8 protein-coding genes are annotated in these 14,743 nt (G+C 67.7%); 2 read left to right on the top strand and 6 right to left on the bottom strand.

What is annotated here, in order from left to right; genetic code table 11:
• Positions 1-155 precede the first annotated feature (155 nt).
• From V5G24_RS01665 to V5G24_RS01640, 6 genes are all read right to left on the bottom strand, one after another.
• The gene (locus V5G24_RS01665) at positions 156-3,431 is read right to left on the bottom strand and encodes an efflux RND transporter permease subunit (RefSeq protein ID WP_394078922.1); all 3,276 of its coding nucleotides are present in this window, start codon (positions 3,429-3,431) and stop codon (positions 156-158) included.
• Positions 3,428-6,511: an MdtB/MuxB family multidrug efflux RND transporter permease subunit gene (locus tag V5G24_RS01660; protein WP_394078920.1), complete on the bottom strand. Its 3,084-nt coding sequence runs from the start codon at positions 6,509-6,511 to the stop codon at positions 3,428-3,430. The genes V5G24_RS01665 and V5G24_RS01660 overlap by 4 nt, the downstream gene beginning before the upstream one ends.
• Positions 6,512-6,584: 73 nt before the next feature.
• Entirely contained in the window at positions 6,585-8,153 is a 1,569-nt protein-coding gene (locus V5G24_RS01655; protein ID WP_394078918.1) for an MdtA/MuxA family multidrug efflux RND transporter periplasmic adaptor subunit, read from the bottom strand.
• Between the two features lie 48 nt (positions 8,154-8,201).
• Positions 8,202-8,717 carry a periplasmic heavy metal sensor gene (locus tag V5G24_RS01650; RefSeq protein ID WP_394078916.1) on the bottom strand — a complete coding sequence of 172 codons (516 nt, stop codon included), beginning with the start codon at positions 8,715-8,717 and terminating at the stop codon, positions 8,202-8,204.
• A complete protein-coding gene (locus tag V5G24_RS01645; protein WP_394078914.1) occupies positions 8,714-9,202 on the bottom strand; it encodes a hypothetical protein in 489 nt (162 codons plus the stop codon). Before V5G24_RS01645 ends, V5G24_RS01650 begins: the two co-directional genes overlap by 4 nt.
• Before the next feature lie 3 nt (positions 9,203-9,205).
• A complete protein-coding gene (locus V5G24_RS01640; RefSeq protein ID WP_394080319.1) occupies positions 9,206-9,787 on the bottom strand; it encodes an RNA polymerase sigma factor in 582 nt (193 codons plus the stop codon).
• Positions 9,788-10,043: 256 nt separating this feature from the next.
• Here V5G24_RS01640 and V5G24_RS01635 point away from each other — a divergent pair, with 256 nt between their 5' ends.
• Both V5G24_RS01635 and V5G24_RS01630 read left to right on the top strand, forming a co-directional pair.
• Positions 10,044-11,222 carry an efflux RND transporter periplasmic adaptor subunit gene (locus V5G24_RS01635; RefSeq protein ID WP_394078912.1) on the top strand — a complete coding sequence of 393 codons (1,179 nt, stop codon included), beginning with the start codon at positions 10,044-10,046 and terminating at the stop codon, positions 11,220-11,222.
• Complete coding sequence (locus V5G24_RS01630) at positions 11,219-14,386, top strand: multidrug efflux RND transporter permease subunit (RefSeq protein ID WP_394078910.1); 3,168 nt, start codon at positions 11,219-11,221, stop codon at positions 14,384-14,386. Before V5G24_RS01635 ends, V5G24_RS01630 begins: the two co-directional genes overlap by 4 nt.
• Positions 14,387-14,743: the final 357 nt, after the last annotated feature.

The following is a 14,743-nucleotide window of genomic DNA, read 5'->3' as shown; positions in this document are numbered from 1 at the left end:
CTGCAGTCCTCAGCGGTGGCGCCGGAAACGGCGACTTAGGGAACGGACGGATGTACTCCGGCCCTAAAGCATAGCTCGAGACAGGAAGCCCCGCGTGAGCGGGGCTTTTTTGTTATCTACGCGACCCGCGAAGTTTTTCCTCTAGGTCACGATGCTTATTCCGCCGGCGCCAGCGGGGCGGCGCCGCCTGTCTCCTCGCGCGATGCGCGCGCCGGCCGGCGCCGCAGGCGGTCGAGCAGCAGATAGACCACGGGCGTCGTGTAGAGCGTCAGGAGCTGGCTCACCATGAGCCCGCCGATGATGGTGATGCCCAGCGGCTGGCGCAGTTCCGCGCCCGTGCCCGAGGCGAGCGCCAGCGGCACCGCGCCGAAGATCGCCGCGAGCGTGGTCATGAGGATCGGCCGGAAGCGTTGCAGGCAGGCTTCGTGGATCGCCGCCTCCGGCGAGAGGCCGCGCGCGCGCTCCGCCTCCAAAGCGAAATCCACCATCATGATGGCGTTCTTCTTCACGATGCCGATCAGCAGGATCACGCCGATCAGCGCGATCAGGCTGAACTCGCTCTTGCACACGATCAGCGCCAGCACCGCCCCCACCCCCGCCGACGGCAAGGTGGACAGGATGGTGAGCGGGTGGACGAAGCTTTCATAGAGAATCCCGAGCACCACATAGACGCTCAGCAGCGCCACCAGGATCAGCAGCGGCTGGGTGCCCAGCGATTGCTGGAACAGCTTCGCCGTGCCCTGCGAGGTGCCGTGGATGCTCGCGGGAACGCCGAGCTGCACCATGGCCCGGTTGATCGCCGCCAGTCCCTCGCCGAGCGTCACGCCGGGCTTGAGATTGAATGACAGCGTGCTGGCCGCGAACAGACCCTGGTGGTTCACCGCCAGCGGCGTGGTTCCGGGGCCGAAGGTGGCGAAGGCGGAGAGCGGCACCGACAGATTGAACCTGGTGCTCACCGCGGCCCCGGTGGAGGCGCCCGACTTGGTGGTGTTGGCGATGCGGTTGGTATTGGCGTTGCGCACCGCGTCCGCCGACAGCGCATCGGCCGAGCCGGTGAGCTGGGTGGAGACCGCCGCCACCGCCGCCGTGGAGGCGCTGCCCGCCAGCGCGCCGCCGGAGGTGGAGATGCGGATATCGTCGAGGGTGCGCGGGTCCTGCCAATAGGCCGGCGCCACCTCCATCACCACGTGATACTGGTTCAGCGGCGCATAGATGGTGGATACCTGCCGCTGGCCGAACGCGTCATAGAGCGTGTTCGAGATCTGCGCCATGGAGAGCCCCAGCCGGGCGGCGGTGTCGCGATCGATCTTGAGATCGATTTCCAGCCCCTTTTCCTGGGTGTCGGAATTCACGTCGGCGATGTCCGGCACGCTGCGCAAAGCTTCGGTGATCTTGGGGGTCCATTCCCGCAGCAGGTCGAGATCGTCGCTTTGCAGCGTGTATTGATATTGCGCGTTGCTCTGCCGCCCGCCGGCGCGCACGTCCTGCATCGCCTGCAGGAACAAGGTCGCGCCCGGCACCTTGGCGAGGCGCGGGCGCAGGCGCGCGATCACCTGGTCGGCGCTGGCGTCGCGCTGCTCCAGCGGCTTCAGGGCGATGAACAGAAAGCCCGAATTGGTCTGCGACCCGCCGGTATAGCCCACCACCGTATCCACCGCCGGGTCGTCCTTGACGATAGCGACGAAGCGGCCGAGCTTCTCGCGCATCAGCTGGAACGAGATGCTCTGGTCGGCCTGGATGCCGCCCATGATCTGGCCGATATCCTGCTGGGGAAAGAAGCCCTTCGGCACCACGGTGAACAGGTGCACGTTGAGCGCCACGGTCAATGCGAGGATCGCCAGCACGAACAGGCGATGGCGCAGCGCCCAGCCGAGCGTCACATCATAGCCCGACAGCACCGCGCCGAACGCCCGGGCGCCGAACCGCCCGATGCGGCCCGGCGGCTTCTTCGACGGCGGGGAGATGAGGCGCGCGCACATCATCGGCGTCAGGGTGAGCGACACCACCAGCGACACCAGGATGGTCACCGACAAGGTGACCGCGAATTCCCGGAAGAACCGCCCGACGATGCCGCCCATGAGCAGGATCGGAATGAACACCGCGATCAGCGACAGGCTCATGGAGAGGACGGTGAAGCCCACCTCCTTCGCCCCGAGCAGCGCCGCCTCCATGCGCGACATGCCCGCTTCCACGTGGCGCGTCACATTCTCCAGAACCACGATGGCATCGTCCACCACGAAGCCGGTGGCGATGGTGAGCGCCATGAGGGAGAAATTATTCAGGCTGTAGCCCAGCAGATACATGAAGCCGAACGTGACGATCAGCGACACCGGCACCGCGATGCTTGGAATGAGCGCGGTGCGCCAATCGTGCAGGAACAGCAGCACCACCGCCACCACCAGCACCACCGCCAGCACGAGGCCCAGTTCCACATCGTGCAGCGACGCGCGGATCGAGCCGGTGCGGTCCATGGCGATGGACAGGTCGATGTCGGCGGGGATCGAGGCGCGCAGTTCCGGCAGCACCGCCTTCACGCGCTCCACCGCCTCGATGATGTTGGCGCCGGGCTCGCGCGAGAGGATCAGCAGCACCGAGGGGCTGCCGTTGGCGAGCCCCTCATTGCGCACGTTCTCGACCGAATCCACCACCTCCGCCACCTCGGACAGGTGCACCGGCGCGCCGTTGCGATAGGCGACCACCAGATTGCGATAGGCGGCGGCCTCGTGCGCCTGGTCGTTGGTGTAGATCTGATAGCGCTTGTCGCCCTGCTCGATCGCGCCCTTCGGCGCATTGGCATTGGCTGAGGCGAGCGCGGCGCGGATGTCCTCCAGCCCGATGCCGTATTGGAACAAAGCGTGGGGATTGATCTCCACCCGCACCGCCGGCAACGAGGAGCCGCCGACCGTCACCAGCCCCACGCCCTTCACCTGGGAGAGCTTCTGCTGCAGCACCGTGGCGGCGGAATCATAGAGCTGGCCGCGGCTGAGCGTCTTGGAGGTCAGCGCCATGATCAGGATCGGCGCGTCGGCGGGATTGACCTTGCGATAGGTGGGATTGCTGCGCAGCGCCGCCGGCAAATCCGCCCGCGCCGCATTGATGGCAGCCTGCACGTCGCGCGCGGCGCCGTCGATGTCGCGGTCGAGGCCGAATTGCAGGGTGATGCGGGTGGAACCGAGCGTGCTGGTGGAGGTGATCTCGGACACGTCGGCAATCTGGCCGAGATGGCGTTCCAGCGGCGTCGCGACGGTGGAGGCCATGGTCTCGGGATTGGCGCCCGGCATGGAGGCGCTCACCTGGATGGTCGGCAGATCCACCTGCGGCAGCGGGGAGACCGGCAGGAAGAAGAAGGCGAGCGCCCCCGCGGCGGCAAACCCCAGCGTCAGCAGTGTGGTCGCGATGGACCGCCGGATGAAGGGCGCGGAAATGTTCATTCCGCCGGCTCCGCCGCCATGCGGGGCCGCCCACTGAGCCGCCGTGCCAGATTTTCGAACGCGAGATAGATCACCGGCGTGGTGAACAAGGTGAGCACCTGGCTCACCACCAGCCCGCCGACGATGGCAACCCCGAGCGGCTGGCGCAGCTCCGCCCCGGCGCCCGAGCCGAGCATCAGCGGCAGCGCGCCGAGGAGCGCCGCGAGCGTGGTCATCAGGATCGGTCGGAAGCGCAGCAGGCAGGCCTGATAGATCGCTTCGGCGGGCGGAAGCCCCTGGTTGCGTTCCGCATCGAGCGCGAAGTCGATCATCATGATGGCATTCTTCTTCACGATGCCGATCAGCAGGATGATGCCGATGATGCCGATGATGTCGAGTTCCCCGCCCATGGCCATCAGGCCCAGCAGCGCGCCGACGCTGGCCGAGGGCAAGGTAGAGAGAATGGTGATGGGATGGATATAGCTCTCATAGAGCACGCCCAGCACGATATAGACCGTGACGATGGCGGCGAGGATGAGCAGCAATTCATTGCCAAGCGCCGCCTGGAACGCGAGCGCGGCGCCCTGGAACGAAGTGATGACGCTCGCCGGCAGGGCGATGTCGCGCTCCGCCTGCTGCACCGCCGCCACCGCCGCATCCAACGACACGCCGGGCGCAAGATTGAACGAGACCGTCACCGCCGGAAACTGGCTGAGATGGCTGATCTGCAACGGCGCCGGCCGCTCGGTGATGGTGGCGATGGCGGAGAGCGGCACCTGCGCGCCGTTGGAACCCGGCAGATAGACCGTATCGAGGGATTTCAGCGTGGCCTGCAGCTTGGGATCGGCCTCCAGGATCACGCGATACTGGCTGGTCTGGGTGAAGATGGTGGAGATGATGCGCTGGCCGAAGGAATCGTAGAGCGCATTGTCCACCGTCGCCATGGTGATGCCGAACCGGGCGGCGGTGTCGCGATCCACCGTGATGTCCACGGCGAGGCCCCGGTCCTGCAGATTGCTGGTGACATCAGCGAGTTCCGGGCTGCGGGACAGCCGATCCAGCAGGCGCGGCACCCAAAGCGATAGCTCCGCCGGGTCGGTATCCTGGAGCACGAAGGTATATTGGCCCCGGCCCGAGGTCGCGTCGATGGTCAAGTCCTGCACCGGCTGGAGATAGAGCGCGATGCCGGGCAGGTGCGCCACGTCCGCCGTGATGCGACGGATCACCTGGGAGACGGTGGCCGTGCGCTCGCCCTTTGGCTTCAGCTCGATGAGGAAGCGGCCGGTGTTGAGCGTCGCGTTGGTGCCGTCGGCGCCGATGAAGGAGGAGAGCGCGGAGACGTCGGGATCCTTCAGGATCGCCGCCGCCAGCGCCTGCTGGCGCTCCGCCATGGCGGCATAGGAGATGGATTGCGGGCCTTCCGAAACGCCCGAAATCAGCCCCGTATCCTGCACCGGAAAGAAGCCCTTTGGGATCGCCACATAAAGCGCCACCGTCAGGCCGAGCGTCGCCACCGCCACCAGCAGGGTCGCACCCTGGTGGCGCAGCACCACGCGCAGCATGGCGCCATAGCCGGAGATCACGCCGTCGAACCAGGTGCGCTTGCGCTCCCCTCCCTCCGGGCGCGCCTTGAGCAGGCGCGCGCACAGCATCGGCACGAGGGTGAGCGAGACCACGGCCGAGATCAGGATCGTCACCGCCAGCGTGATGGCGAATTCGCGGAACAGGCGGCCCACCACGTCCGCCATGAACAGCAGCGGGATCAGCACCGCGATCAGCGAGACCGTCAGCGAGACGATGGTGAAGCCGATCTGCGCCGAGCCCTTCAGCGCCGCGTCGAACGGCTTCAGCCCCATCTCGATATGGCGGGCGATGTTCTCGATCATGACGATGGCATCGTCCACCACGAAGCCGGTGGCGATGGTCAGGGCCATGAGCGAGAGATTGTTGAGCGAGAAGCCCGCCAGATACATCACCGCAAACGTGCCGACGATGGAGAGCGGCACCGACAGGCTCGGGATCACGGTCGCGGGGATATCGCGCAGGAACACGAAGATCACCAGCACCACCAGCACCAGGGCGAGCAGCAGTTCCAGCTCCACGTCGCGCACCGAAGCGCGGATGGTGGTGGTGCGGTCGGTGAGCACGGCGACGTCCACGCTGGTCGGCAGAGTGGCGGTGAGTTCCGGCAGCAGCGCCTTGATCTCGTCCACCACGGCGATCACGTTCGCGCCCGGCTGGCGCTGGATGTTGAGGATGATGGCCGGCGTGGTGTTCATCCAGGCGGCGAGCTTGTCGTTCTCCGCCCCCGCGATCACCTCCGCCACCTGGGAAAGGCGCACCGGCGCGCCCTTGCGATAGGCGATGATGAGATCGCTATAGATCGCCGGGTCGCGGATCTGGTCGTTGGCATTCACCGAATAGGCCCGCATGGGGCCGTCGAAACTGCCCTTGGGCGTGTTCACATTGGCATTGGCGACGCTGGTGCGCAGATCGTCGATATTGAGGCCATAGGCGGCAAGCGCGGAGAGATTGGCGCGGATGCGCACCGCCGGCCGCTGGCCGCCAGATAGACTGACGAGTCCGACACCGGCCACCTGCGAGAGCTTCTGCGCCACGCGGGTGTCGGCGAGGTCCTGAAGCTCGGTCGGCGCGAGCGTCTTCGAGGTCACCGCCAGGGTGAGGATGGGTGCGTCGGCGGGGTTCACCTTGGCATAGATCGGCGGGGCCGGAAGATCGGACGGCAGCAGGTTGCCGGCGGCATTGATCGCCGCCTGCACTTCCTGTTCCGCCACATCGAGCGAGAGTTCCAGGCCGAATTGCAGCGTGATGACCGAAGCCCCGGCAGAGCTGGACGAGGACATCTGCTTCAGGTTCGGCATCTGCCCGAGCTGGCGCTCCAGCGGCGCCGTGATCGAGGAGGTCATGACCTCCGGGCTGGCGCCAGGATAGAAGGTGCGCACGGCAATGGTGGGATAATCCACCTCCGGCAAGGCGGAGAGCGGCAGGAAGCGGAACGCCACCATGCCGACCAGCAGCAGCGCCGCCATCAGCAGGGAGGTGGCGACCGGCCGCACGATGAAGGGCTGGGAGGGATTCACGCCGCGCCCTCCCGCGCCGTCGTCGTCACAATCGCCTTCGCCGCGCACGCGGACGGCGCGGGCCGCACCGGCCTCATTTCACACCGCCCGCGGTCGGCGGCGCGCCACCGCCCTGCGCCGCCGCTGGGGCCGCGCCGGGACCTGAATCCGGAACGATGCTCGGCCCCACGGCGGGGACCGTGCCGGCGGGCGGCGTCGTTCCGGGTGTCGGGGTTGCGGGTGTCGGGGTTGCGGGCGCGGAATTTGCGGGTCCGGTGTCTGCGGACCCGGAAGCCGGGACGGCGGGCGCGGTCTTCGACGATGCAGGCCCCGGCGTGGCGGGGATCGCGACCGCGCCCGTGCCGTGGTCGCGGTTCTCCTGAGTGCTATTTTCCTGAGTGCGGCGCGGGCGGCGCTCCGATCCCTCGCCCGCGACCGGAGCCGGCTTGCCGCCGGCCGCCGCGTCGGGCTCGCTGATCTTGGCGCCCTCGCGCAATTTGTCCGCGCCGTCCACCACCACCTTGTCGCCCGCCACAAGGCCCTGCGTCACGACGATCCGGCTGCTGTCGGAGGCGCCGAGCGCGATCTTGCGCACGCTCACCGTATTGTCGGGATGGACCAGATAGACATAAGTGCCCGGCGCGCCGCGCTGCACCGCCGCCGAGGGAATGACGGTGACGCCGGTGAGCGTATCCACCAGCAGGTCCACGTTCACGAACTGGCTCGGAAACAGCGCCTCGTCCGCATTGTCGAACTGCGCCTTCAGCTTCACCGTGCCGGTGGTCACGTCCACCTGGTTGTCGATGGTCACGAGCTTGCCCGTGGCGAGGGCGGCGCGGCGGTTGCGGTCATAGACCACCACCGGCAGGTCGGCGCCGGAATTCAGCCGCTTGAGCACCTGGGGGACCTTGTCCTCGGGCAGGGAGAACAGCACGGTGATGGGCTTGATCTGGGTGATCACGGCGATGCCGGTGGAATCGCCCGCCTGGACGTAATTCCCGCGATCCACCAGCCGCAGGCCCACGCGGCCGGTGACCGGCGCGGTGATGTGGCAATATTCGAGGTTCAGCTCGGCGGTGCGCACCTGCGCCTCGTCCATCTCCACCGTGCCCTGAAACTGCTGCACCAGTGCCTGCTGGGTATCGACCTGCTGCTGGGAGGCGGCATTCTTGGCCACCAGCTGGGTGTAGCGATTGAGGTCCAGCTGGGCATTCTTCAATTGCGCCTGGTCGCGGGCCAGCTGGCCCTTGGCCTGTTTCAGCGCCGCCTCATAGGGGCGCGGATCGACCTCGGCGAGCGGGGCGCCGGCCTCGATCTCCTGGCCTTCCGTGAAGAACAGATTGATCAGCCGGCCGCTGATCTGGGTCTTCACCGTGACGGTGGTGAGCGGCGTGACCGTGCCGAGCGCGGTGAGCGTCACCGGCATGCTGCCGGTCTGCGCCAGCGCGGTCGCGACCGGCACCGGCAGACCGGCGATGCCGCCGCGCCCGCCGGGATGCGGCGTCTCCTGCGGCCGGATCAGGAACCCCGCCCCCACCAGCGCCAGCAGGGCCAGGAAGATGAGGAACGACCAGGGAAACCGGCGCCGGCGCTTCGGCGCCGCCTCGGATGCGAGAGAGATGGGTTCGCCGCGCAAATCGCGCAACGGGCGTGGGTCGTTCATCGGAACACCAATTCGCTTGGGAAGGCCGCGCGCTCGCGCCCGGCATCATCACCGTGATTGTGGTTGGGGCGAGGCGCCGCGCTCGCCCTCGTCGGGAGGTACCCAGCTCGCGAGCCGCGCGCGGCCTTCCGCCGACATCTCGCCGGCGGCAGCGATGATCACACCATGCAGCGCGCGCCACAGGGCGCGCCGCGCCTCCCGCAGTTGCGTCAAGGCGGTGTCGGCGGCGGCGCTGTCGAACGGCTCCGCCGCCAAGGCGGCGCGCACCTTGTCCTGCGCCACCCGCGAGGCCGTCTGCGCGGCATCGATCACGCCAAGGGCGCCCTGGAACCGGGTCCTGAGCGCCTGCGCATCCGCCGCCGGCAAAGCCGCCGCCAGCCGGTCGATGCGCGCGGCCGGGCTGCGGTCGAGCGCCACCGGCGCGGGCGCCGCCGTGCGTTCGCGCGTCTCCTGGATCGCCACGGCGACCGCAAGGCCGACGAAGAACAGGTTCAGGGCGAGGGAGGCCACCAGCAGCAGCCGCCTCGGCTGGGACGTGCCCATGCGGATCGCGCCCCCGGTCATAACGCGCTTTCCTCCGGCGGGCCGGGCTCGAACACGATCGTGCTCAGGTCGGCGATGACCTGCGGACGGGCGCCGCCCCCCATCGCCGCGTCGAGTGGGCCGGGATCGACCACGTTCAATCCGGCGAGGAAGCCCAGGGCCGCCATGCCCGCCAGCGCGGCGATGCTCGGCCAGGCGGGCCGCAGATCCAGCGCCAGCAGCCAGGAGGGCAGCCATCGCACCGGCGCCCGCGCGTCCTGCTTTGGCAGCGGCAGGGCGGCGAGGCGCGCCACGACCCGCCGACCGGCCGCGAGATCCTGCGCCACCGGCCCGCCCGAGAGCGCGCGAGCAAAGCGGGCGTCGAGAGCCGCATGGGTGGTCAGCAGGCGCGCGAGCGATGGATCGCGCGCCATCAAGTCCCGCGCGCGCCGGCGTGCGGGCTCGGGCCAGAGCGAAACATCGGCCCCGTGTGCGACGAGCAGATGCTCGAATTCGTCATGGGTCATTTTTCATTCCTCCCCAGGCTGCGGACCGAGACGGGCGCGCAGCGCGCGCCGGGCACGGACCAGCAACGTCTCGACGCCGGAAACCGAGGCATCGAGAACTTCCGCGGTACGGGCATTGGATAGCCCTTCCCAATATGTAAGCAGCACCGCCGCCCTTTGCCGCTGCGGCAGATCGGCGATGGCACGGGCGAGCGCGCGGTCCTCGTGCCCACGGGCGAGGCGGGCGAGGGCGTCGGGCGCCGGATCGGCGATGTCCGCCGCATCCTCCAGCGGCGCGAAGTCCCGGCGGCGGCGGTGGTTGAGACACAGATTGACAACGATGCGATAGAACCAGGTGCCGAACGCGGCGGTCGGCTGCCAGCGCGGCGCCGCCCGCCAGACCCGCAGAAAGGCATCCTGGGCGATATCCTCGGCATCGGCGGAATTGCCGAGGAACCGGCGTGCGAGGGCGACCGCGCGCACCGCATAGCGCTCGGTGAGCGTGCGGAACGCGGCCGCATCCCCTTGGGCGACGCGCGCCATGAGGTCTTCGTCGCTCGCTTCGCCCATCCGGGTACTCGAACCTGCCCCCGCTCGCCGCAGCATGCCACCATGATGCATGTCTCCTCAATCCGACGGCCAAAAAGCGGCAGCCCCCGTGGCCTTGCGGCCCGTCCGGGCGCGGGACCTGTCAGTTTCAACACGGGGCGGGCCCAAACCCTGCGCGGGCCGCGCGCCCTGCACCGACATGCCGCACCCCGCCTTGCGCGATGTTCACGGCTGCGCGAGGTGCGGCGCGCCCGCGCAGGGTTCGCCGGCATGGCGTGTTCAAAGGCCGTAACGGACGAAGGGAATTGGGCTGATGCCGCGTCTCGTGTGGGTCGTAACGCCGGCCGTTCTGGTCGCCGGCGCGCTTGCTTGGCACTATGGTTTCGCCGCGCCCGCCTCGCCTGAGGCCCATGCCAAGAAGGCCCCGCCGCCCATTCCCGTACTCGCGGCGACGGTTCGCGAGGCGAACTTTCCGGTCTATGCCACCGGCCTCGGCACCGTTCAGGCGTTCAATTCGGTGACCGTGAAGGTGCGCGTCGACGGCGAGCTGGATAAGGTCACCTTCAGCGAGGGGCAGGATGTGAAGGCCGGCGACGTGCTGGCGCAGATCGACCCCCGCCCGTTCCAGGCCACCCTCGCCCAGGCCCAGGCCGCCAAGGCCAAGGACCAGGCCCAGCTCACCAATGCCAAGCTCGACCAGGATCGCTTCAAGCAACTGGTGAGCAAGAATGCGGTCTCCCAGCAGCAGCTCGACACCCAGAATGCCCTCGTCGCCCAATTTGAAGCGGCGATCCAGGGCGATGATGCCGCCATCGACAGCGCCAATGTGCAGCTCGGCTATACCACAGTGCGCGCGCCGATTTCCGGCCGCACCGGCGTCCGGCTGGTGGACGAGGGCAATATCGTCCACGCGGCCGACACCACCGGGCTGGTGGTGATCACCCAGCTGAAGCCGATCTCGGTGATCATCTCCCTGCCGCAAGACCGGTTCGACGATGTCGTGGCCGCCATGGGGCGCGGCCCGGTCTCGGTCCTCGCCTTCCAGCGCGACGGCGTGACCCAGCTCGGCGCCGGCACCGTGGCGCTGATCGACAACCAGATCGACCAGAGCACCGGCACCATCCGCATCAAGGCCACCTTCCCGAACGCGGATCTCAAGCTCTGGCCTGGTGCGTTCGTGAACGCGCAGGTACTGGTGAACACCCGGAAAGACGCCATCCTCGTGCCCGCGCAGGTGGTGCAGCGCGGGCCGGACGGCTTCTATGTCTATGTGGTGCGCGACGACGACACCGTGGAAAAGCGCGCCGTCACCGTCGGGCCGAGCCGTGCGGGGCAGATGGTGGTCGAAACCGGGCTCAGCGCCAGCGAGCGCGTGGTGGTGGACGGCCAATACAAGCTCACGCCCGGCGCCCATGTCAGCGTGAGCGCGGCGCCCGACGCCAAGCCGCAGGCCGCCCCGCTCGCCACCGCCAGCGCCGAGAAGCGGGCATGAGTATTTCCGCCCCCTTCGTCCGGCGCCCCATCGCCACCTCGCTGCTGATGCTGGCGCTGGTGCTGATCGGCGCCGTCGCTTATCCCCTGCTGCCGGTGGCGCCGCTGCCGCAGGTGGACTTTCCCACCATCCAGGTCTCCGCCAGCCTGCCCGGCGCCAGCCCCGAGACCATGGCCTCATCAGTCTCGACGCCGCTGGAGCGCCAGTTCGCGCAGATCGCCGGCGTCACCCAGATGACCTCGACCAGTGCGCTCGGCGTCGCCTCGATCACCATTCAGTTCGATCTCAACCGCGCCATCGACGCCGCCGCGCAGGACGTGCAGGCCGCCATTACCGCCGCCAGCGGCCAATTGCCCAAGAACCTGCCCACCCCGCCCACCTATCGCAAGGTGAACCCGGCGGATGCGCCGATCCTGATCCTCGCCGTCCAGTCGGACCTTTATCCGCTCACAAAACTGGACGATTACGCCGACACCATCCTCGCCCAGCAGATCAGCCAGATTCCCGGCATCGCCCAGGTCGCCATCACCGGCGAGCAGAAGCCGGCGGTGCGGGTGCAGGTGGACCCGGCGAAGATCGCCTCGCTGGGCATGAGCCTGGAGGACGTGCGCGCGATCCTCGCCGCCGCCACGGTGGATTCCCCCAAGGGTTCGTTCGACGGCACGGCCCAGAGCTTCACCATCTATGCCGACGACCAATTGCTCGCCTCCTCGCCGTGGAACGATGTGGTCCTCGCCTATAAGAACGGCGCCCCGGTGCGCATCCGCGACATCGGCCGCGCGGTGGACGGGCCGGAGAACGTGCGCCTCGCCTCCTGGCAGAACGGCAAGCGCGGCATCCAGTTGATCGTGTTCAAGCAGCCCGGCGCCAACGTGATCCAGACCGTGGACCGCGTGCACGCCATGATCCCGCGCCTCGAAGCCGCCCTGCCCCCCGGCATCGACGTGCTGGTGATCTCCGATCGCACCCAGACCATCCGCGCCTCGGTGGATGACGTGCAATTCACCATGCTGCTGACCATCGGCCTGGTGGTGGCGGTGATCTTCGCGTTCCTGCGCAATGTGTGGGCCACCATCATCCCGAGCGTGACCGTGCCCATGGCGCTGATCGGCACCTTCGCCGTGATGTACGCGCTCGGCTATTCCATCGACAATCTCTCGCTCATGGGCCTCACCATCGCGGTCGGCTTCGTGGTGGACGACGCCATCGTGATGCTGGAGAACATCTATCGCCATATCGAGGAGGGCATGGCGCCGTTCGAGGCGGCGCTGAAGGGCTCGGCGGAAATCGGCTTCACCATCATCTCGATCTCGCTGTCGCTGGTGGCGGTGTTCATCCCGGTGCTGCTGATGGGCGGCATCGTCGGCCGGCTGCTGCGGGAATTCGCGGTGACGGTGACCATCACCATCCTGGTGTCGGTGGTGGTCTCGCTGACGCTGACGCCCATGATGTGCTCGCTGTTCCTGAAGAATGATCACGATGTGAAGCACGGGCGCGTGTACATGGCCTTCGAACGCTTCTTCGACGGCCTGCTCGCCGCCTATGATCATGGCCTGAAATGGGTGCTGCGCCACCAATTCCTGACCCTGATGACCCTGTTCTGCACCATGGCCGCCACCGCCTATCTCTATGTGGTGATCCCCAAGGGCTTCTTCCCCCAGCAGGACACGGGCTTCATCCAGGGCTTCTCGGAGGCGGCGCAGGACATCTCCTTCTCCGCCATGTCGCAGAAGCAGATGGCGCTTCTCGCCGTGGTGGGCCGCGACCCCGCCGTCCAAAGCGTGGCCGGCTCGGTGGGCGCGACGGGGGGATCGCAGACTGTGAATACCGGCCGCGTCTGGATCACCCTGAAGCCGCGCGACCAGCGCGACGCCAGCGCCAGCGAGGTGATCGCGCGGCTGCGTCCGCAACTGGCCAAGGTCGAGGGCATCGCCTTGTTCCTCCAGGCCTCGCAGGACATCAATGTGGGCGGGCGCCCGTCCCGCACCCAATATCAATACACCTTGCAGGACGCGAACCTCGCCGAGCTGAACGCATGGGCGCCGAAGATGCTGGCGACCCTGCGCGGCCTGCCGGAACTCCAGGATGTCGCCACCGACCAGCAGACCAATGCGCCCACCGTCTCGCTGAAGATCGACCGCGACACCGCCGCCCGCTTCGGCATCCAGCCGCAGGTGATCGACGACACGCTCTACGACGCCTTCGGCCAGCGGCAGGTGGCGCAATATTTCACCCAGCTCTCGCAATATCACGTCATTCTGGAGATCGACCCCAAGCTCCAGGTGGATACCGGCGCGCTCGACAAGCTCTATGTGAAGTCCCCGCGCACCGGCGACGAGATCCCGCTCTCCGCCTTCGTGAAGGTGGATACCTCAAAAAGCGCGTCGCTCTCGATCTCGCACCAGGGCCAGTTCCCGGCCGTCACCTTGAGCTTCAACCTCAGCCCCGGCACCGCGCTCGGCCAGGCGGTGGACGCGATCAAGCAGGCGGAGCTGAAGATCAACAAGCCGCTGACCCTGATCGGCACGTTCCAGGGCACGGCGCAGGCGTTCCAGGATTCGCTGCGCACCCAGCCCTATCTGATCCTCGCCGCCGTGATCGCGGTCTACATCATCCTCGGCGTGCTCTATGAGAGCTACATCCACCCGCTGACGATCCTCTCCACTTTGCCTTCGGCGGGCCTTGGGGCCTTGCTGATCCTGTATGTCTCGGGGTTCGACCTGAGCGTGATCGCGCTCATCGGCATCCTGCTGCTGATCGGCATCGTGAAGAAGAACGCCATCATGATGATCGACTTCGCGCTCGCCAAGGAGCGCGAAGAGGGCATGGCGCCGGAACAGTCCATCTATCAGGCGTGCCTCACCCGCTTCCGCCCGATCATGATGACCACCATGGCCGCGCTGCTTGGCGGCCTGCCGCTGATGCTCGGCACCGGCACCGGCTCGGAATTGCGGCGGCCGCTCGGTTTCGCCATCGTCGGCGGGCTGCTGGTGAGCCAGATCCTCACCCTCTACACGACCCCAGTGGTCTATCTCTATATGAACCGCCTACAGCTCTGGCTGGGGAAGGGGCGGCGGGAACGCGCCGCCGCCAAGCGCGCGGAGGCTCACGCCCCCGCCCCCTCCCCGGTTCCAGAACACAGCGCCGACGCCCCGGCAACCTAGAGGCGGATCCGAGCCCATGGAATCGCGGGGGCGATTCCAATGGGCTTGGTGACTCCGTTTCTGTTGGGAGAGGTGTCTCGCAGGCGACAGATGGGATCCATGTGTCGCGGGCGAACCCCCTGGGGCGTCTGGCGGAGGCGGGGCTTCTTGCGGGGGAGAAGCCCCGCCGTCTGCCAGCACGAACCCAATGTCACGCGCCTGTGATGTGCATGCATAACGCGCGCCGCTGCCGCGGCGCCCGCCGCCGCGCGCAGGGCGGAAAACGGCATGAAGCCGCCATTCCCCCGCGTCGGGCTGCGACGGCGTGACCGCCGCCGCCGTGCATATTTAATTTTGCATTCAGAAACGCTGATATTT

The organism is Roseixanthobacter finlandensis (assembly GCF_043195105.2).
Lineage (GTDB): Bacteria > Pseudomonadota > Alphaproteobacteria > Rhizobiales > Xanthobacteraceae > NCEH01.
This window is presented reverse-complemented; position numbering and strand designations above follow the sequence as displayed.

Excerpts from the sequence above, each read along its gene's own strand:
- V5G24_RS01645 (WP_394078914.1), bottom strand. The coding sequence starts at position 9,202 with ATGACCCATGACGAATTCGAGCATCTGCTCGTCGCACACGGGGCCGAT.
- V5G24_RS01665 (WP_394078922.1), bottom strand. The coding sequence starts at position 3,431 with ATGAACATTTCCGCGCCCTTCATCCGGCGGTCCATCGCGACCACACTG.
- V5G24_RS01635 (WP_394078912.1), top strand. The coding sequence starts at position 10,044 with ATGCCGCGTCTCGTGTGGGTCGTAACGCCGGCCGTTCTGGTCGCCGGC.
- V5G24_RS01640 (WP_394080319.1), bottom strand. The coding sequence starts at position 9,787 with ATGCTGCGGCGAGCGGGGGCAGGTTCGAGTACCCGGATGGGCGAAGCG.
- V5G24_RS01655 (WP_394078918.1), bottom strand. The coding sequence starts at position 8,153 with ATGAACGACCCACGCCCGTTGCGCGATTTGCGCGGCGAACCCATCTCT.
- V5G24_RS01630 (WP_394078910.1), top strand. The coding sequence starts at position 11,219 with ATGAGTATTTCCGCCCCCTTCGTCCGGCGCCCCATCGCCACCTCGCTG.
- V5G24_RS01650 (WP_394078916.1), bottom strand. The coding sequence starts at position 8,717 with ATGACCGGGGGCGCGATCCGCATGGGCACGTCCCAGCCGAGGCGGCTG.